A 21,503-nucleotide genomic window follows, 5' to 3' on the forward strand; every position below is an offset into this window, starting at 1 on the left:
ATTAAAAGAAAAGCAATGACAGAAGGAACATTAATATTAGTAGGCAGGAGAAAAAATTTGCAAGTAGAGTTTACTAATCTCAAAGGAAATCTTGTAAAATTGGCAGTACCACTGCTTCAACTATCGGTTGAGTTAAGTGAGAAAAGACAAAAAAATATTGAACAACTTCAAGGGCTTATAGTTGAATTAGAAGAAGTAAATGGGCAACCTCAAAAAATCCGAGAAAAAGGTAAATCTTGGGAAATCTCAGCTCAACCTAAGGCAAAAGTCACAACATCTTCAATAAAAGTAACTGGAGACTTCCGCAACCCCTATAACTTTATCCCTACTCCCCCCCGCAATCATGATAACTCAGAATTAGACGATCGCCTTCCTATGGGTCATGGTAAATATCATGAAAATTATTGGAGTGGCAATATAACAGTAAAACTCACCACGAAAACCCCCCTATTAATTCCCGATGCAGGTAACGCCACCGAAGATAATGGACATAAAACCTATCCCCTCAGAGTTGGCGCTGATGGTAAACCATTATTACCTATTACCTCAGTGAAGGGCGCCCTCCGCACTGCTTATGAAATGGTCACAAATTCCCGTTATGGTATCTTTGAAAAACACGAAGATAGACTAGCCTATCGAATGCCTCCTTCTATTGGCTTACAACTTGTACCAGCTAGAATCGAAAACGGTAATATTTGTTTATACTGTGGCACCTCAGATATTGGCAATGACGGCAAACCACAGGGTGCAATGTATGCGGCATGGTTAGAAAGATACAACAGAAATAATCCTAATATTAGTAATCATGCTCAGAAATACAGAGATAATGAATTACCGAATCATGGTGACAGAGTTGTTGCTTGGTTAGAAAAGTATGAAAAAATAAATCTTCGTAATAATAACCGGATGTTTTCTTATTGGAAAGTGAGAAAAATCGCACCACATGGACAAAATTTAGGAAATCAACCGAATCAAGGGCATAGTTCAAACTCTCATAAATCAACTGGTATTATGGAACAAGTAGAAGGCTATATTTGCATCACTAACAAAAATATCGATAATAAGCATGACGAAAGAGTTTTCTTTGATACTGAAACCCCTATTTCTATACCTCTTAATGAGGAATTAAGAAAAAAATGGAAGGAATTAATTAGTAACTATCAAGATATTCATAAAGCAGAAATTGATAAAGGAATGCAGTCACCTCCAGCCTTACAAAATGCAAGATGGTCACGTCATGTTAAAGGAGGAGAAGCGGAGAGAGATTTGAGTGATGGTACTTTATGTTATGCCCATGTTCGCAAAAATGGTAGCAACTATCAAATTTTGAATCTTTATCCTGTCATGATTACTAGAGGTTTATATGACTTTTCTCCTGTGTCTTTACTTGACAATAGCTTGAAACCTGCTGAAAAAATGGAACAACTATCCCCTGCGGATCGAGTATTTGGCTGGGTAAAGCAAAAAGGCAAAGGCTCATACAAAGGTAATTTGCGTATCAATGCCTTAACTTGCATCACTGATAACTGTATTGAAAAATTCGGTAATCAAGGCTTACCATTAAATATATTAGGACAACCCCAACCATCCCAAGCGCGCTTCTACCAAGCCAAAGATAAACAAGGTAATCCCTTAGATAAGGGTAGTGATAAAGCTAAAAGCTATAATAATACTGACCAAAGTTTAAGAGGAAGAAAAGTATATCCCCATCAAAACTTACCCGAAAATCACTGGGATAAAGCCAATCAAGATCGAATACAACAAGATAATAATAAACATTATCAAGAATATTATAGACCGGGTAGCGAAAGAGACGATCAAAATCGCTCGATTCTGGGGTGGGTTAAACCGAATACCGAATTTACCTTTAACATCGATATAACTAACCTTTCCACCGTAGAATTAGGCGCATTGCTATTCATCTTAGACTTACCTGAAAAACATTATCATCTTTTTGGCGGTGGCAAACCCTTCGGCTTTGGTAGTGCAAAACTAACTATCGATTGGGATAAAACCGACTTGAGAAAAGGAGAAAACTGGAAAGAATACTATAGTAGTCTTTTACCTGTTAACAAACCAGACGTTAAAGTAAAAGAAGCATCTATTGGGGAATTTAAACAAGCAGTAACGGCATCCTACGGGAAACAGTTTGAGGAGGTATCCTTTATCAAAGCCTTATTGGTAGCCACTCAAGGCTATAGCGATAAATTACCCACTCACTATCCCCGAAAAAAAACCAAACCTAGTACAGATGTCAAAATATTTGAATGGTTTGTGGAAAATGAGCGCACAAGCGGTTCAAAAGTTGCCTTGCCTATGTTAGCAAATGATGGCGGTTTACCCAGAAATCCTAGTTAAAAACTTTCTTCTTTCCTCCCCTTCGTAAGGGGAGGCTAGGAGGGGTTGAGAGGGGATGGGGTGACGGGAAAAAATTTTCTACCGACTTTTTAAAATAGTAAATAATTAAGAAAATTATGTTTACTCAAGCAGAAAAAGTAATCAGTTTAATTAACTTTTTACAACTACCAGAAACAAAACCGATTAAAGAATTTATTAACGGTTATATTCATGAAAAACCAATGCCAAAAGGAAAGCACAGCGCCCTCCAAACTTGCTTAACAAGTGTCATTAACCAACAGGGTTTAAAAGATAAAAAATGTTTTGCTTTTACCGAACTTCGTTGCAGTTTTGGCAATCGATCTATCGTACCTGATATAAGTGTAATAGACTGGGAAAAAATACCAAAAGATGAACAAGGAGAAATTATTAATAATATTGAAATTGCTCCTGATTGGATCATTGAAATTTTGTCACCTCAACAAAGTTCTATTCGAGTAATTGATAATATTTTATTTGCCCTTAATCATGGTAGTCAATTAGGGTGGTTAATTGATCCTCAAGAAAGAATTATTATGATTTTTTTACCTAATCAACAACCTCAAATAAAAGAAAATCAAGATTCACTAACAGTAATATCTTCTCTGTCTAGTTGGCAAATCTGCCCTCAAGAAATATTTAACTATTTAAACTTTATTTAATTATCATTATGGAAACTCTCATTATGACTGTGGGGACATCTTTAAGAACTAATAAAGATTATAATTTACCCCCCGAAAAAAAGCGCCCTTGGCACTATAAAGATACTCAGGTAGATAAAAGTATAATTCATAATACCAAAGAAGCTATCACATGGATGAAACAAACTCCCTTCGAGTTAATTAGTGCTGAAACTAATACATTTTTACATCTTAATTTACAATTTAAAGATGAAATTATCATGTTACATTCAGCCACTAAAGCAGGGGTGGAGTGCGCTGAAATTTTAAAACTATTTTTCACAGAATTAGGTCAAAAAAATATCAAAATCAGAGAAATACCAGAGGTTAATTATGACATAGATGTTAATGGTAGTGTCTTAGAAAAAATGGCTGATTTATTAGCTGAATTAATTGAAAATGCTCAAGGAAATGTAACGTTGGCAGCCACAGGAGGATTTAAAGCACAATCTATGATTATGGCACTCGCTGGAAACACTTATCAAGTGCCTGTTTGTTATATTCATGAACAGTATAAAAGTTTAGTTTACCTGCCTTTTTTATCTGTTAATGGTAAAGTTAGTTATGTCAACTATAAAGCAGAATTACCCCATTCAACTAAAGATAGAAAAGATATTTTTAACCTTCAACAAGGCAAATCACATCATCGAGCTAGTACATGGAAAAAAGCTCAAAAAATTCTCTCAGAAATTCCTTGGATTGAGAAAATTTATTATGATGAAAAAGCCTTTTCTGCACCGTATAATAACATTAAATTATCTAACTATAAAACAAAAGATCAACGTTATATTTTTTGGCTTCATCTATATCAAGACGAAGATAATAGAATAGGTGTATCCATTGAAACTACAGGTTATACAGAAAAACACTTAGAAGAAGCAATCAGAGAATTAAGAGAACGTTTAGGACATTTATTCTAACTATAGTTAAATCTTTTTGAAATAATATCTTGATTATTTTGCTATTTTAATCAAATTAATATTAACTACTTAATACATAGACATTTATTATGATATTACTAAGTTTTCTCGGCACTGGTGATTATAAATTAACCTCTTATACATGGCAAAATAAAGCCTATCAAACTGAATATGTAGCCGATGCCATAGCTAATTTTTTTCAAGTAGAAGAAATCAAAGTTTTTATCACCAAAGAAGCGAACAATACTCATGGCGATAAACTACGGAATAAAATTGATAATAAATTTAATTTATCTTATGTTGATATAAAATCAGGCACAGAAGAAGATGACATCTGGCAATTATTTGATAAAGTAGTGGAATCAGTGCCAGAAAATAGTGAAATTATCTTTGATATTACCCACGCTTTTCGTTCAATTCCTGTAATTGTTTTACTTGCTTCCGCTTTCCTTGAAAAAGCCCGAAATGTGACCATAAAAGGAGTTTATTATGGACAATATAATCAAGAAAAAAATCAAGCGCCCATCTTTGATTTAACCCCTGCCATTAAATTATTAGACTGGTTAACTGCCACCGATACATTTATTAATACTGGATCATCCCAAAAATTAGGACAACTATTAGAAGATATTCAAGTTGATTTTTTCAAATCAGGAAAAGCACAAACAGAAGAATTTAAACCCGTAAAACTAAGAAACTTTGGTACTGCTATCAGTAATATTTCTGAAAATATCCAATTTATTAGACCAGTAGAATTATTAGAATCAGCCCACAAATTAGAAAAATTTTCCAGTGAAGAAATTAGAAAAGAAATAGGAATTTTTGCCAAACCATTTGAATTAATTATTGATAAAATTGAACAAGATTATGCACAATTTGCTTTAGAAAAATCCAGCAAAGCTGAAGCCAACTTGGTTATAAAGAAACACTATTTATTAATTAAGTGGTACACCGAAAAAGGTTTGGGAACTCAGGCAATTTTACTAGCAAGAGAATGGTTAGTTACCACCTTAGCTATTTTAGAAAATAATGATTATTTAAACAAAGAAGCTCGTAAAAATATCGAAACTCAACTAAATAGTATTAGTGGTAATAACCCAGAGAGAATTAAAATTTATGAACAACAAATATCTTGTCATGTTACCAATGTAAAACAATTAGATGATACTTGGTCACAATTAGGTAGAAATAGAAACAATATTGCTCATTGTCAGATGAATACAGAGCAATTTTCTAGTAAAACTTTGCACCAATACGCCCAAGAATTACCAGAAATTTTGTCAGATTTATTTCCTCAACTTAATTTAACTGAATAAGCTAAAAGTAATCATCATTTCTTCTTCTAATAGATTCAGGGGGGTTGACAGACGGTAATTGAGAATCAACAAATCTTTGATTTTCTCTCATACCTTTTATGCCATTAAACCCCCCTTGTTTAAGCATTATAAACAAGAAAAAATCACCTATAAAAGCAAAAATTACACTGCTCAAAAAAACCGCTATGGTACAAATAATTACCGTAAATAGACCTAAAGGAGCAATTATTAAAATAACCCAAGTAATAAGAGCGTTAAGAAAAGCCACAATAACACTACGAAAACGAATTAAGATTTTAACCAACGAACTATTCATAAAAATACCTCATAATCATTAAGTGACTTTACTTTTATAAGTATAAGCAAATAACTATTTTATAATAAAACTTTTTCAATTAATCTATTGTGTTCTTGACAACAATAAATAAACAAATGACAGTTTTATACTTAACAGAACCAGGTACAAAAGTACACTACAAAAATCAAACATTTACTATCAAAAAAAATCAAACTTATACTTGTCGTCTAAGTGAATTAGAGTTGGTTGTAATTTTGCCGGGAGTACAATTAACTGATGTAGTAATTTCTATTTTATTAGACCAAGGCATTGAAGCTATTTTTTTACGACAGGATGGGCAGTTTAGAGGGCGCTTGCAGGGGAGTTTTCCGCCAAATCCCCTGATTCGTTTAGCACAATATCGCACCATTGAAACTTCTTTCGGTCTTGGTTTTGCTAAGAAATTTGCTTATGGCAAAATTCGGAATCAGCGCGCGTTACTGCAGATCAAAAATCGGGCGACTAAAGGCAAAATAACTCAGTTGTCAGAATCCATCGACACCATGAATGTCTATCAACTGCAACTAAAAAATACTATTACTTTGTTAGATCAAAATGAACTGATGGGGATTGAAGGAATTTCTGCGAGGTCTTATTATCAAGCCTTAACCTATTTTTTTCCCTCCCATTGGCAATTTACAGGGAGAAACAGGCGCCCTCCAAAAGACCCCATCAATGCCTTGCTGAGTTGGGGTTATGGGGTGTTACTGGCGAGAATTTTTGCAGTGTGTGTCAAAGCTGGTTTAGACCCATATTTAGGCTTTTTGCACTCCATTCAACCGTATCGCCCTAACTTAGTTTTAGATTTAATGGAAGAATTTAGACCTGTTTTAGTGGATTATGCGGTTATTTCTTTGATTCAATCTCAAGTTTTAGACATCGCCGACTTTCAACCATCCCCAGACGGAGAAGGAATTTGGCTAGGAATCACCGCTAAAAAACTACTCTTGCGAGAATTGGAAGAAAGACTAAACCAACCTTTATTATATCCTGCCCAAAATCGGAAATTGAAATTAAATCAGATATTTTTAGAACAATCTCGGATGTTGGCTCGATGTCTCTTAGAATCTAGTTTAGACTATGAACCTTTTTTTATCAAATGATTAAACTGTGGCTAATTTGTTATGACGTGCGCGATGACAAAAGGCGCACTCAACTGGCAAAATTACTCGAACAACAATGCGTGAGAGTACAATATTCCGTGTTTGAATGTCCCTTAGACACCAAAAAGTTAGAGTTTTTTTTATCTTCTAAGTGGTTAAAAGTATTGAATTTACAGGAAGATAGCCTGAGAATTTATCCTCTTGATGCTTTAGCGAAGCAGAAAACGAAAATCTACGGCGTGAAAGATGACCCCCCCTATGAATCTCCTGATTACCTCATTTTGTGAATAAATGTGAAAATTAGTTTGAGTTTGTCGCTGTAAGCAAATAACATATTTAGTGAGCTAGAGTAAGTAAAAACCAGATGAATTATTTTTTTGCCGACATTCACCCAATTATCATCGTATTTTAGTGAATTTCCCCAAAAACGCTCTTTTTTTTTATTCACCCAAAAAATGTTAAGAGATGTAAAGCCAATATTTTTAATTTCTCGCAAATCCGCTTTGAAAATGTGCTATAGTAATAGTGACGAGCACTAGGGTCAGAAACCCTTTTTTCCCCGTAAGGGGACTGAAACTATCTGGATGTGAGTACAGAATCAAAAATAGAAACATCTATGTCAGAAACCCTTTTTTCCCCGTAAGGGGACTGAAACTTCTCCTAAAATAAATTACTAAAAAAATTATTTCTGTCAGAAACCCTTTTTTCCCCGTAAGGGGACTGAAACGTCTGTGGCTGCACCCATCGCGAGAGCTAACTCGACATGTCAGAAACCCTTTTTTCCCCGTAAGGGGACTGAAACTCCTTCCTTTCCTTAAAGGTAACAAATAAATTATTACCGATAAGTCAGAAACCCTTTTTTCCCCGTAAGGGGACTGAAACCTGGAGAGATTACAGACCTGCAGGTGTTGTGGTTAAACGCGTCAGAAACCCTTTTTTCCCCGTAAGGGGACTGAAACTTTCTTCCACTACTCTTTCTTCTCTTTCTGTTTGCATTTTAAAAGGTCAGAAACCCTTTTTTCCCCGTAAGGGGACTGAAACTTGAGGATAAGTCTATTCCTCAGTCTCAACCAAAAGATTTAGATAAGTCAGAAACCCTTTTTTCCCCGTAAGGGGACTGAAACTTATAGCCAAATCTGTTCTTTAGATTAAATGCTTTTCTACATTGTCAGAAACCCTTTTTTCCCCGTAAGGGGACTGAAACACGGAGGATTGATAGAACCTCACGTCTGGTGGAATCTAATTTAGTCAGAAACCCTTTTTTCCCCGTAAGGGGACTGAAACTACCACAACCTTCTGTAGCAGTAGAATTTCCTAACATAGTCAGAAACCCTTTTTTCCCCGTAAGGGGACTGAAACCTAATTCGGGTGGATTAGTGAGGGCTTCAGTCATAAGGTCAGCATGTCAGAAACCCTTTTTTCCCCGTAAGGGGACTGAAACTTGACATACTCCCCCACTAAACCCTACGGGCTATAGTGTCAGAAACCCTTTTTTCCCCGTAAGGGGACTGAAACTCGGTAAAAGGTACACTAAAGTAAGTATTTAAAATACTCTGTCAGAAACCCTTTTTTCCCCGTAAGGGGACTGAAACACAACCAGGAAAAGGAGACCCTACTTTTGTACTTAATTACAAAATAGTCAGAAACCCTTTTTTCCCCGTAAGGGGACTGAAACGCATGGACAGGAGCTTTAGTTGGATTATACGTGTCTAAAGGTATAGCTGTCAGAAACCCTTTTTTCCCCGTAAGGGGACTGAAACGTGACATTATTGAAGAACTATTAGACTCTACTAGTCAGAAACCCTTTTTTCCCCGTAAGGGGACTGAAACTCAGTATTTTCTTCTAATCTGTATAGATTAAAAGTAACGTCAGAAACCCTTTTTTCCCCGTAAGGGGACTGAAACATTCGAACCTGATTCATCCAAGATAATCATCCAGAAAAGAGTCAGAAACCCTTTTTTCCCCGTAAGGGGACTGAAACTACTTTGCTACATTTGCCAATAAGCTTAGAAAGTTTATTGTCAGAAACCCTTTTTTCCCCGTAAGGGGACTGAAACAAAGTTGGGTAATTAAAGTTTTTAAAGATTTCTTAGAAGGTCAGAAACCCTTTTTTCCCCGTAAGGGGACTGAAACCTTTAGTGAAGTTAGCTAAATCTACTAGTGCTTGTAAATTAGGCGTCAGAAACCCTTTTTTCCCCGTAAGGGGACTGAAACTTAACTGCTTTAGTCGTTTCTTTACCTTGTGCTTTTACGTCAGAAACCCTTTTTTCCCCGTAAGGGGACTGAAACCTGGACAATCAGGGTTCCTCACAATACCCAGACCCTAAAGTATTGGGGTGTCAGAAACCCTTTTTTCCCCGTAAGGGGACTGAAACCTGAAACATAATAGTGGAGAAAGAAGTATTGAATAAAAGAATGAAGTCAGGTCAGAAACCCTTTTTTCCCCGTAAGGGGACTGAAACTTTTACTTATTACCACCCTGATTATCTTTTTGCAGTACAACGTCAGAAACCCTTTTTTCCCCGTAAGGGGACTGAAACACGGTTATGCTTACTGGCATGACACCAGACTTTATTTAGGTGAAGTCAGAAACCCTTTTTTCCCCGTAAGGGGACTGAAACATTTACTTCTGCAGATAATACAATCTTATCTACTCCTAGTCAGAAACCCTTTTTTCCCCGTAAGGGGACTGAAACAAGAGACTGCCAATACGCATAACATTCGTCAAAAAAAGTCAGAAACCCTTTTTTCCCCGTAAGGGGACTGAAACAACAAGCTATTGATAAATATTACAGTACGGTCGATTTAGCGTCAGAAACCCTTTTTTCCCCGTAAGGGGACTGAAACTGTTTGAGAACTTTTACAATTTCCTTTTGTTTGTCTCCGTCAGAAACCCTTTTTTCCCCGTAAGGGGACTGAAACATGCCCATTAGGGAATATGCGGCAGTCAAAACCGCATTTGTCAGAAACCCTTTTTTCCCCGTAAGGGGACTGAAACTCTTTTGTATGTTGTCTTTCTTCTCTTAATCTTTTTAAGTGGGATGGTCAGAAACCCTTTTTTCCCCGTAAGGGGACTGAAACACAATATTCTTTACAATACGATTATTAGATAAAAATAAATGTCAGAAACCCTTTTTTCCCCGTAAGGGGACTGAAACATCATGTTGACTATTAAAAAATTGTAATATAGACCAAGCCTTGTCAGAAACCCTTTTTTCCCCGTAAGGGGACTGAAACTCATTAACTCGACTATAAACCGCTTCTTCTTCACCTTCATAGTCAGAAACCCTTTTTTCCCCGTAAGGGGACTGAAACACAATGGACAATCAGCAGCGAAGTATCTGAGGTATATAAAAGTAAGTCAGAAACCCTTTTTTCCCCGTAAGGGGACTGAAACTCACGCTGAAAAACTAGAACAGTTTAAACGTAGAAGAGCTGTCAGAAACCCTTTTTTCCCCGTAAGGGGACTGAAACACTCATTGTTTATACCTCCTTTAAACACCAACATAACAACATCTAGTCAGAAACCCTTTTTTCCCCGTAAGGGGACTGAAACGAAATAAGGTGTCCACAAAGACCGCTACAGATTCCTGTCAGAAACCCTTTTTTCCCCGTAAGGGGACTGAAACTCTGTTGGTATTTGAACCTTCAAGTCTTTTACTAGATACAACTGGAGTCAGAAACCCTTTTTTCCCCGTAAGGGGACTGAAACATGGCTTCTGAATGGGTTATTAGTTTAGGTTATCCAGCGTCAGAAACCCTTTTTTCCCCGTAAGGGGACTGAAACCCTAGCGTAAAGAACTCAGCTTTTACTTCCTCCTCCGTAGTCAGAAACCCTTTTTTCCCCGTAAGGGGACTGAAACCTTTAATATCGTATGCACGGGCTAACACTCTTAAGTCAGAAACCCTTTTTTCCCCGTAAGGGGACTGAAACTGAGATCGCCCCTCCTATCATGCAGATCAATCTCTCAGGTCAGAAACCCTTTTTTCCCCGTAAGGGGACTGAAACTAAATTAGTGTAGGTGGTTGTTTTATAACCACCGTTTCTTGTCAGAAACCCTTTTTTCCCCGTAAGGGGACTGAAACACAAAGATGGTTTAGCTTATATCAGATACTGTTTACTAAAAGACTTGTCAGAAACCCTTTTTTCCCCGTAAGGGGACTGAAACTCGGTGAAGTTACTGAAACTATTGCTAAAGTAGTAGCGGACTTGTCAGAAACCCTTTTTTCCCCGTAAGGGGACTGAAACATTGATTCAATATAAAACTAATTAAATATAAAATATGGACATAGATGTCAGAAACCCTTTTTTCCCCGTAAGGGGACTGAAACTTCTTTTTTATAAAGTGTTTCAATACACTCTAAAAGAATTAGCTGGTCAGAAACCCTTTTTTCCCCGTAAGGGGACTGAAACCTAAAAGAGTATCTTGTAATACCTCTTGCCATGCATCTGTCAGAAACCCTTTTTTCCCCGTAAGGGGACTGAAACAACGTCCGCAATAGAATTGATATTTTTGTATGTTACTGTCAGAAACCCTTTTTTCCCCGTAAGGGGACTGAAACATTAATAGTATCTTTATATCTAAGAAATAACGTACCCTTAGTCAGAAACCCTTTTTTCCCCGTAAGGGGACTGAAACGTGACGATTACCTCGTCACGATCTGTTTTTTCATGATTGTCAGAAACCCTTTTTTCCCCGTAAGGGGACTGAAACTAGGTATGAGTTGTGGGGCAATGGACTTCAGTGACCAAAGTCAGAAACCCTTTTTTCCCCGTAAGGGGACTGAAACGATCCCTGCCAAACTTTTATTTTTAACCCAAGACCATACTTTTGTCAGAAACCCTTTTTTCCCCGTAAGGGGACTGAAACCCGAAACACCAAGGATTCTTGCCCTAATGTCGTTGGCTGTCAGAAACCCTTTTTTCCCCGTAAGGGGACTGAAACGGTGATAAATTGATTCTACCATAGATTTCTGGTTTTGTGTGGAGTCAGAAACCCTTTTTTCCCCGTAAGGGGACTGAAACAAAATTACTACTTTGATAATGACTATGATCTACCTCGTTGGAGTCAGAAACCCTTTTTTCCCCGTAAGGGGACTGAAACTATTTGTTTTACGTCTCAAAAAAAACAGTTTACCGTTTTGTCAGAAACCCTTTTTTCCCCGTAAGGGGACTGAAACTTTAATCTCCGCCGCTGCAAATGCCTTTTGTTTAGCGTCAGAAACCCTTTTTTCCCCGTAAGGGGACTGAAACAAATGTTTTCCAGAATTTAAAGTTACTCATCTTACTGAAGTTAAACGTCAGTCAGAAACCCTTTTTTCCCCGTAAGGGGACTGAAACTGCAGAAAAATATAAAAAAGCAAAACAATATTATAAACAATATTATAAGGTCAGAAACCCTTTTTTCCCCGTAAGGGGACTGAAACTTATGGAACTTGGGCTAATATGCCTGTCTATGGTAGGAGGTCAGAAACCCTTTTTTCCCCGTAAGGGGACTGAAACTGTAACCTTATGTAATGGAAAACTAGCGTCACTAATAGGTCAGAAACCCTTTTTTCCCCGTAAGGGGACTGAAACCATCGTTTTCCATAAGGCATTGCATATCTTCTGTTTCTAAGGTCAGAAACCCTTTTTTCCCCGTAAGGGGACTGAAACCTAACTTCTCTGTATAGCTACGTCTCGCTTCGTCCCCTGAAGAAGTCAGAAACCCTTTTTTCCCCGTAAGGGGACTGAAACCGCTCTCAGCACCCAGCAAACTGCTGGACTTGCCCAGTCAGAAACCCTTTTTTCCCCGTAAGGGGACTGAAACGCAGCAGAGTGCGGACGGTGGATGTGCGGTTCGTCATACCGGGGCGGTGGTCAGAAACCCTTTTTTCCCCGTAAGGGGACTGAAACTAGTCGACTTTCTTCAAGTCAAAGGTGACCTGAAGCGGTCAGAAACCCTTTTTTCCCCGTAAGGGGACTGAAACCATAGTTCTTTATCCTAGTTAGTGTGTGTAGTGCTATCTATGTCAGAAACCCTTTTTTCCCCGTAAGGGGACTGAAACACGAAATATCATCTTTCTGTGTATTGGCAATGATACGTCAGAAACCCTTTTTTCCCCGTAAGGGGACTGAAACTTTAAGAACGTTACTGAGCCTGAAGAATGCCCTTCAGACCATGCAAGTCAGAAACCCTTTTTTCCCCGTAAGGGGACTGAAACTAAACCTGCTAATCCAAGCCCCCATGCACCTGCTGTCTGTGCTGGTCAGAAACCCTTTTTTCCCCGTAAGGGGACTGAAACTCCATTTACTGCTTTTGGTGTTACTAAAGTGACTGGTCAGAAACCCTTTTTTCCCCGTAAGGGGACTGAAACTATTGATTGGAGCAAAGTGAAAAGATCTGAAGGCTCCGATAAGGTCAGAAACCCTTTTTTCCCCGTAAGGGGACTGAAACTCTTCGCTGTTGTAACTGGTTAAACAGAACTCAAAGTTATATCCGTCAGAAACCCTTTTTTCCCCGTAAGGGGACTGAAACTAAATGTCATTATGTTAACTCCTTTTGAATTATTAGAACAGGTCAGAAACCCTTTTTTCCCCGTAAGGGGACTGAAACAACGGTTAGGCAATTCTGTTTTGAAGACATCTAACAGCTCCTTAGTCAGAAACCCTTTTTTCCCCGTAAGGGGACTGAAACGAAAATGAATTAACAATACCTAACAGTAAACTAACTTTTGATGTCAGAAACCCTTTTTTCCCCGTAAGGGGACTGAAACCCTGATAGCTATAGCCCAGAAGACTATACGAATTTTTTGGTCAGAAACCCTTTTTTCCCCGTAAGGGGACTGAAACGGGTTTTATTTGAGTGGCTATATTCTCTAGCATTGTTAAGGTACGTCAGAAACCCTTTTTTCCCCGTAAGGGGACTGAAACAGGTAAGGTACTACGATAGGTACTCTGCCCTTAGAGTGTCAGAAACCCTTTTTTCCCCGTAAGGGGACTGAAACACTGAGAACAATGTATCTATGGAAGCTGAATTGCACAACATGGAGGTCAGAAACCCTTTTTTCCCCGTAAGGGGACTGAAACACTATTTGTCCATACACCTATTTCATATATAGTTCCTAGGTCAGAAACCCTTTTTTCCCCGTAAGGGGACTGAAACAATACTGTCAACCATCTCTTTTAGGGTTCCCGATGATATTTGGTCAGAAACCCTTTTTTCCCCGTAAGGGGACTGAAACGATACATTACCCACACATAGAGTTATGCAACTAGTTGATAGTCAGAAACCCTTTTTTCCCCGTAAGGGGACTGAAACGTATTACATTGAGCATAATATGTATTAGTGTCTAAGGTCAGAAACCCTTTTTTCCCCGTAAGGGGACTGAAACTTAAGATAACCTACTGTATAAAAAAAGTATTTCTCTGCTTGGGGTGTCAGAAACCCTTTTTTCCCCGTAAGGGGACTGAAACGCTTGTCGGAATAGACTTTACGTACTTTTGCACGAGCTGTCAGAAACCCTTTTTTCCCCGTAAGGGGACTGAAACTCATCCAATATACTACTTCCCACTTCATTTCTACTAACTGGTCAGAAACCCTTTTTTCCCCGTAAGGGGACTGAAACTCTTTGGGTAAAAAAGTATCTTCAAAACCAGAGTTACTAAGTACCGTCAGAAACCCTTTTTTCCCCGTAAGGGGACTGAAACCTGACCTAAGGCTTGTCCGATTAAGTCACTAGGTGCATATCCTGTGGTCAGAAACCCTTTTTTCCCCGTAAGGGGACTGAAACTTATCTTTTCTTTCGGTTGTTAAAAGTAGTTTTCTGCTCAGAAGGTCAGAAACCCTTTTTTCCCCGTAAGGGGACTGAAACGTTGTTCCTTAATTTTAGCTTCAGCAGCTCTACCATCTAAACCTTTTAGGTCAGAAACCCTTTTTTCCCCGTAAGGGGACTGAAACTCTTTGGGTAAAAAAGTATCTTCAAAACCAGAGTTACTAAGTACCGTCAGAAACCCTTTTTTCCCCGTAAGGGGACTGAAACCTGACCTAAGGCTTGTCCGATTAAGTCACTAGGTGCATATCCTGTGGTCAGAAACCCTTTTTTCCCCGTAAGGGGACTGAAACTTATCTTTTCTTTCGGTTGTTAAAAGTAGTTTTCTGCTCAGAAGGTCAGAAACCCTTTTTTCCCCGTAAGGGGACTGAAACGTTGTTCCTTAATTTTAGCTTCAGCAGCTCTACCATCTAAACCTTTTAGGTCAGAAACCCTTTTTTCCCCGTAAGGGGACTGAAACTGGGAACTACGTTAGTGCCAGGGTCAATCATGTCTAATTTTTATTCCAAAGTCAGAAACCCTTTTTTCCCCGTAAGGGGACTGAAACCCTTCGAAATTATATTGTAGAAAATCACCTACAACTTCATATCCTGGTCAGAAACCCTTTTTTCCCCGTAAGGGGACTGAAACAACAGTATTATGAAGAGGTATTGTTCCCAGATACCAATGAGGTGGTCAGAAACCCTTTTTTCCCCGTAAGGGGACTGAAACAAAGAACACGCCAAGCAAACACACACGCATCTAATAAGGTCAGAAACCCTTTTTTCCCCGTAAGGGGACTGAAACGACGATGCTCTCACCGATGGTTTATATCAAGGTCAGAAACCCTTTTTTCCCCGTAAGGGGACTGAAACTCTTGCATTCGTACCTTCAATTCTTTTTATATTTCCTTTCCGTCAGAAACCCTTTTTTCCCCGTAAGGGGACTGAAACGCCCTTTATTTATTTAGAAACGGAAGATTTTATAATGTCAGAAACCCTTTTTTCCCCGTAAGGGGACTGAAACATAGATGTGTTCTATTCTTACAAATTGCATAATTATATTCGTCAGAAACCCTTTTTTCCCCGTAAGGGGACTGAAACTGTAGCTGTACTTCCCACTGCTTAATAAAGCAGCAAAATGTCAGAAACCCTTTTTTCCCCGTAAGGGGACTGAAACCAAATAGAACTTTGACCATGAATCTGATTAGGATCAGGTCAGAAACCCTTTTTTCCCCGTAAGGGGACTGAAACAAAACCTGTACGGCTGAAACAACCTCAGCAACCTCAGCAACCTCAGCAACAGGCACAATGTCAGAAACCCTTTTTTCCCCGTAAGGGGACTGAAACTTAACATTGGACTCAGTAATCCATGTTCTGTTTTCAATTCCGTCAGAAACCCTTTTTTCCCCCTAAGGGGACTGAAACCAACTTATTGAAGGCATGTTTTTTGAATACCCTAAACGTGGTCAGAAACCCTTTTTTCCCCGTAAGGGGACTGAAACCAATTGTTGTCCAACGGTTAGTATAAGAGCAGTAGCGGTCAGAAACCCTTTTTTCCCCGTAAGGGGACTGAAACTCACCAATACTCTAACTTTTCAGTGTAGCTACGTCTGTCAGAAACCCTTTTTTCCCCGTAAGGGGACTGAAACCCGGACGCGGCTACTGGCTCAAGCTCGGCACGCGTCAGAAACCCTTTTTTCCCCGTAAGGGGACTGAAACTGTTTTTACAGATACATTAGGAAATGAAATGATAGGACATGTGGTCAGAAACCCTTTTTTCCCCGTAAGGGGACTCTCTCTACTCTTACTTTTGCGTTTATTGTTATTCATAATAATAGTGGTGACGTTACTGTTACAGATAATAACTTAGTTAGTATGTCGGAAACCCTTTTTTCTTCATAAGGGGAGTGAAAGTTACTAATGACTTCAGATTGAATGAGAAAATACCCTTACATCGAAGTTTGACGGAAAATAAGTATCCCATTAAACAATTAAGTGATAAAGAAATAGATAATATTGCTGTGGAATGTCTGATGTTGTTACTGGATCGATCAATGAATGCAAAATTCCTTTAATCGAATTATCACCGGCTCAATATTTTTTGTATTTACTATTGCCACTGCCATTATTGGCTACATGATGTTTGGTTGGACACTGCTAGAATCAACTTATATGGTGGTAATTACCATTTTTGGCGTGGGCTATGGGGAAGTTAAACCCATACAAACACCAGCAGAAAGAATTTTTACCATTAGCGTTATTATTGCTGGGACATCTTCGGCTATCTATGGTATGGGAGGCTTTATTTCTATGATTACAGAGGGGGAAATTAATCGGGCTTTTTCTGCCCAAAAAGAACGCAAAACCATTTCTAGCCTAGAAAATCACGTCATTATTTGCGGTTTTGGACATATTGGACAAGTATTAGCACAACAGTTAGAAGAAGTGGCTGAAAATTTTGTCGTTGTTGACTACAATCGTGAAGTAATTGAGGTAGCGAGAAAATGTAATTATTTAACGGAAGAGGGAGACGCTACGGATGAAAATATTTTAACTAAGGTGGGTATTGAGAGGGCAAAAGTTTTAGTAACGGTGTTAGCCAGTGATTCTAGTAATGTTTTTATCACTTTAACGGCACGGGAGTTAAACCCTGATTTAGTTATTATCGCCAGAGGGGAATTATCTAGCACTGAAAAAAAATTACGTTTAGCCGGCGCCAATCATGTGGTTTTACCTGCTTCTGTCAGTGGCATGAGAATGGCAAATTTAATCACTACACCTAATACTAATGATTTTTTTCAACACCCAGAGGAGCAAAATTATCTTAATGATTTACTAAAACAGTTGGAAATACAAATCGAGGAGTTATCCCTCGCTGATACTTCTACTTTAGTGGGAAGAACGATCAAGGAGCTAGAAATCAGGGGGAAGGGCGCTTTTTTGGTGGTGGCAATTAGGCGTTATAGCGGTGAGTTGATTAGTCATCCTTCGCCAACTTTGATGTTAAATAAGGGTGATGTTTTGATTGTGTTGGGGCGCCAAACGGATTTACCCCAATTTGCCCGTTATTACCGACTTAATCGCCTTTTAAATTAGTTTGTATCAGTAGGGGGTGCTGAAAAAGTACCTTAATGATGGTAAGGAATAAGTGAAGGTAAGCAACAAACTAATGGCAAACAGGAGAAATAATAATTCATAATTCATAATTCATAATTCATAATTCATGATTGATCAACTTTGGATACTATTATGTACGGGCTTAGTTTTTTTGATGCAAGGTGGTTTTATGTGTTTAGAGTCGGGGTTAACTCGCTCTAAAAATAGTATTAATGTTGCTGTTAAAAATTTGGCTGATTTTGGCATTTCGGTGATTCTGTTTTGGGGTTTTGGTTTTGGCATTATGTTTGGTATTTCTCAGGGGGGGTGGTTAGGAAGTGATAGTTTCTTTTTTTCTGGCACTAATCAACCTGATTTAATTACTTTTTTCTTATTCCAAGCGATGTTTTGTGGCACTGCCACCACGATTATCTCCGGCGCCCTTGCCGAAAGGGTAAAATTTTTGGCTTATATTTTCATCGTAGTGATGGTATCAGGATTGATCTATCCTTTATTTGGTCATTGGGTGTGGAATGAGCAAGGTTGGTTAAAGCAGTTAGGATTTCTTGATTTTGCTGGTAGTACAGTTGTTCATGGTATGGGAGCATGGGTTAGTTTTGCCACTTTAACCATTATTGGTTCTCGTGAAGGTCGATTTGATGAGAAGGGTAAGCCGAGAAAAATTCAAGGGGCTAATTTACTTTTTGCGGTGTTAGGGGCGCTGTTACTGTGGTTAGGGTGGTTAGGGTTTAATGGTGGTAGTACACTTGCTTTTAATAGTCAAGTCCCGAAAATTATTCTTAATACGGTGTTGGCTGGGGTAGGAGGTATGGTGGCAACGATGATTTTAAATCAACTACAACTAGGTAGGGTGGAGGTGGAAGATTTAATTAATGGCTCTATTGCTGGATTAGTGGCGATTACGGCTGGTTGCGATATTATTGCTAGTCCTTTAGCTATTATTGTTGGGGTGACGGGCGCTGGGGTGACAAAACTGGTTTCTCAAACTGTTTTGAAGGGAAAAATTGATGATGCAGTGGATGCGGTGGCTGTGCATGGGGGCGCTGGATTATGGGGAACCCTCTGTGTAGCTTTATTTGGCGATTTAAGTTTAATTGACACTGGTTTTTATCGAGGGCAATTATTATTAATTCAGTTTCTGGGGGTTGCTGTTGCCATGGTTTGGGGTTTTGGCTTGAGTTGGCTTGTGCTTAAACCTCTCAATTCTTTTTTCTGTTTAAGGGTTAGTAGTGAGGCAGAACAAATGGGCTTAAATATGGCTGAACATGAAGCTCGAACTGATACTTATGAACTATTCCATGTTATGGATGTACAGGCAAAAACTCAAGATTTGACGTTGAGGGCGCCCGTCGAACCATTCACGGAAGTGGGTCATATTGCCACCCGTTACAATGATGTGATGGATGCCTTAGAAGACAATCACCGCCAAAATATGGAATCTTTAGAGGAGTTATACACGGTTACGGCTACGGTGGTATCTGCCGTGGAAAATGAACAGTTTTCCCCTCTTGATTTTGATGTTTTTTCCCAGCGCCCGGATGAATTAGGTATTTTGGCTCAGGCTTTACAAAAAATGATGACAATTATTAATCAACAACAACAACAGTTGTCACAATTTACGGGGGAAAGTTTACCGAAATATAGTCAAGAAAATATTTTGCAACAAACCATCATCGATATTTTAAATCTTTGTTTTGGAGAAATTTCTGCAGAATTGGAAGCTAAAATTCACAGTAATTATAGTTTAGTTGACCTCACTAATTTTCTAAAAAAAATTATTACTATTACCTCTCTCCATGATCTTGAAATAGACAATAAGTAATTGATAATTGATGAGCAAAATTTACGGAATAAATCAACAATAAAAATCAGAACTTTTCAAACAGTTTCTAAGAATTTAATTTAAGTGCTTCCAAAGCTAAACCATAAATTAAACCAATTTTTAAAGAATTTAGAGTGCTGCGCCAAAGAGGATTATTAGAGTCACGATTGCGGTAAATTAAGATACTAGCGCCCTCCACAAAAGCAGTAAAAAAAAGAGCCATAGTAATATCTAAACGAGTTTGTTGCCCCACCGTTGCGGCAATAGCAGAAGCAAGAAAAAAACCTAAAAAAAGACAAATTATATTTAAAGAAAATCGACGCCAAGGATTAATAAAAAATCCAGTTATTTGATTAATAAACCGGCTTAAAAGTAAATTTAATCTAGTTTCTTGCATGAATTAAACCCAAATTTTTTCTAAATTCAAATTACGCTCAACAAAATCAGCTAAACTATCAATCAAAAGTTCTCTTTGATGACGATAGTTAGAAATTCCTGTGGGTAAAGAAGATAAACCTCGTTTGTGACGCAAATAATTTAACCATGACCTTCGCCAAGCACCATTATCAAATATACCATGTAAATAACAACCCCACACCGACAAATTTTCATTAACTAAACCTAAACTAGGATCATCGAAAAAAGGATAATATTTTATTTTACGCTGTTTAGCTAAAGGAGTAATCAACTCTGTATAACCTTGATGGATTTCATAGCCATCTACCGGAAAATTTGCTTGAGGATAATTAGCAAAAACTTCCCTTTGACGACTAATTTTTTCAGATTTTAAAATAGTTTCAATAGGCAACAAATCTAGCCCTTCAAGAGAAGATATTTCCTCCTCAAAATGATCAGGATTAAGAATATTATGACCTAACATTTTATAACCACCGCAGATACCAAATACAGTACCTCCAGCCCTTTCATATTCTTGAATTTTCCTTTTCATACCACTAGCTTCCAGCGCCCGTAAATCAGCCATAGTCGTTTTTGTGTCGGGGATAATTACCGCATCAGGATAACCAATGTCATCATCAAGATTAATGTATTCAATAAAGACATTATTTTCAGCTTCAAGAGGGTCAAAATCAGTAAAATTAGAAATATTTGGTAACTTAATAATTTTAATTTTTACATCAGCATTCTGAACCTTATTTGATTGATTCAATAAACTAAGAGAATCCTCAAAAGGTAAGGTATCGTCAAACCAAGGCAAAACACCTAAAACAGGAATATTAGTAAGATTTTCTAACCGCTCAATACTAGAATCAAGTGACGAGACATCACCTTTAAATTTGTTGATAATTATACCCTTTACCAGCGCTCTCTCCTCCATTTCTAGTAATTCAAGTGTACCAACAAGATTAGAAAAAGCACCACCGCGCTCAATATCAGCCACCAAAATAGTATCAGCTTGAAGATGAGTAGCCACCCTCATATTAGTTAAATCATGATGTTTGAGATAAATTTCCGCAGGATTTCCAGCGCCCTCACAAATTACCAAATCAAACTCTTGTCCTAAAATATTTAAACAGTCGGTAATAGTTTGCCAACCTAAATCAAAATAATTTTGAGCATATACCTGATTATCAATGATACCGATTAACTCACCTCGGAGAATAAGTTGAGAAGTGTTATTATCTTGAGGTTTAAGTAAAATAGGATTCATTTCTACCCTAGGCACAGTTTTACTAGCCCAAGACTGAAAGGCTTGGGTATAACCAATTTGCCCTCCACTGGTGGTGACATAGGCATTAGATGTCATATTTTGGGCTTGAAAAGGCGTCACTAACCAACCTTTGCGCCAAAATAAACGGCACAAACCAGCCACAAGAGTTGACTTTCCTGCGTGGGAAGTTGTACCCACCACCATAATTGCTTTCATTTTTTGGCAAAGTTAAAAGGGCAAAGGTAAATTTAAGGATAACTTACCATTGAATACCATTACAGCTCATTTCAAGTGAATAAACCACGTTTTTTGTTTCTCGCAAAGGCGCAAAGACGCAAAGATAATATTTGCAATAATCCAAAGTGTAGT

At 38.1% G+C, this 21,503-nt stretch carries 11 protein-coding genes and 1 CRISPR repeat array; of the genes, 8 read left to right on the forward strand and 3 right to left on the reverse strand.

All coding sequences use genetic code 11. The features are described 5' to 3' along the window. Positions 1-15 precede the first annotated feature (15 nt). The 4 genes from IGQ45_05300 to IGQ45_05315 all read left to right on the forward strand — a co-directional run bounded on the left by IGQ45_05300 (position 16) and on the right by IGQ45_05315 (position 5,292). Positions 16-2,358 carry a TIGR03986 family CRISPR-associated RAMP protein gene (locus IGQ45_05300; protein ID MBF2056638.1) on the forward strand — a complete coding sequence of 781 codons (2,343 nt, stop codon included), beginning with the start codon at positions 16-18 and terminating at the stop codon, positions 2,356-2,358. Between the two features lie 116 nt (positions 2,359-2,474). Then, complete coding sequence (locus IGQ45_05305; GenBank protein ID MBF2056639.1) at positions 2,475-3,038, forward strand: Uma2 family endonuclease; 564 nt, start codon at positions 2,475-2,477, stop codon at positions 3,036-3,038. Positions 3,039-3,046: 8 nt separating this feature from the next. Then, a complete protein-coding gene (locus tag IGQ45_05310; GenBank protein ID MBF2056640.1) occupies positions 3,047-3,976 on the forward strand; it encodes a putative CRISPR-associated protein in 930 nt (309 codons plus the stop codon). A gap of 89 nt (positions 3,977-4,065) precedes the next feature. Further along, positions 4,066-5,292, forward strand: a complete 1,227-nt coding sequence (locus IGQ45_05315) for a TIGR02221 family CRISPR-associated protein (protein ID MBF2056641.1) — start codon at positions 4,066-4,068, stop codon at positions 5,290-5,292. A 1-nt stretch (position 5,293) separates the two neighbouring features. Here the strand turns inward: IGQ45_05315 and IGQ45_05320 are convergent, their stop codons facing one another. Further along, positions 5,294-5,608 (reverse strand): hypothetical protein, encoded by a 315-nt coding sequence (locus IGQ45_05320; protein MBF2056642.1) that lies wholly within the window; start codon positions 5,606-5,608, stop codon positions 5,294-5,296. 116 nt (positions 5,609-5,724) lie between these two features. Here IGQ45_05320 and cas1 point away from each other — a divergent pair, with 116 nt between their 5' ends. From cas1 to IGQ45_05340, 4 genes are all read left to right on the forward strand, one after another. Beyond that, positions 5,725-6,732 carry a CRISPR-associated endonuclease Cas1 gene (cas1, locus tag IGQ45_05325; protein MBF2056643.1) on the forward strand — a complete coding sequence of 336 codons (1,008 nt, stop codon included), beginning with the start codon at positions 5,725-5,727 and terminating at the stop codon, positions 6,730-6,732. After that, positions 6,729-7,019: a CRISPR-associated endonuclease Cas2 gene (gene cas2 / locus IGQ45_05330; GenBank protein MBF2056644.1), complete on the forward strand. Its 291-nt coding sequence runs from the start codon at positions 6,729-6,731 to the stop codon at positions 7,017-7,019. Before cas1 ends, cas2 begins: the two co-directional genes overlap by 4 nt. 253 nt (positions 7,020-7,272) lie before the next feature. Next, a CRISPR array of direct repeats spans positions 7,273-16,325; the repeat unit is 37 nt; unit sequence GTCAGAAACCCTTTTTTCCCCGTAAGGGGACTGAAAC. A gap of 259 nt (positions 16,326-16,584) precedes the next feature. Continuing rightward, positions 16,585-17,622, forward strand: a complete 1,038-nt coding sequence (locus IGQ45_05335; GenBank protein ID MBF2056645.1) for an NAD-binding protein — start codon at positions 16,585-16,587, stop codon at positions 17,620-17,622. Between the two features lie 127 nt (positions 17,623-17,749). Further along, positions 17,750-19,465 (forward strand): ammonium transporter, encoded by a 1,716-nt coding sequence (locus tag IGQ45_05340; protein MBF2056646.1) that lies wholly within the window; start codon positions 17,750-17,752, stop codon positions 19,463-19,465. A 67-nt stretch (positions 19,466-19,532) separates the two neighbouring features. On the opposite strand, the gene IGQ45_05345 is transcribed toward IGQ45_05340, so the two are convergent. Continuing rightward, positions 19,533-19,862, reverse strand: a complete 330-nt coding sequence (locus tag IGQ45_05345) for a DUF565 domain-containing protein (GenBank protein MBF2056647.1) — start codon at positions 19,860-19,862, stop codon at positions 19,533-19,535. A 3-nt stretch (positions 19,863-19,865) separates the two neighbouring features. After that, positions 19,866-21,350 (reverse strand): cobyric acid synthase CobQ, encoded by a 1,485-nt coding sequence (gene cobQ, locus IGQ45_05350; protein MBF2056648.1) that lies wholly within the window; start codon positions 21,348-21,350, stop codon positions 19,866-19,868. Between the last annotated feature and the right edge of the window lie 153 nt (positions 21,351-21,503).

The sequence above is a fragment of the Cyanobacterium sp. T60_A2020_053 genome (assembly GCA_015272165.1).
Taxonomy (GTDB): Bacteria; Cyanobacteriota; Cyanobacteriia; order Cyanobacteriales; family Cyanobacteriaceae; genus Cyanobacterium.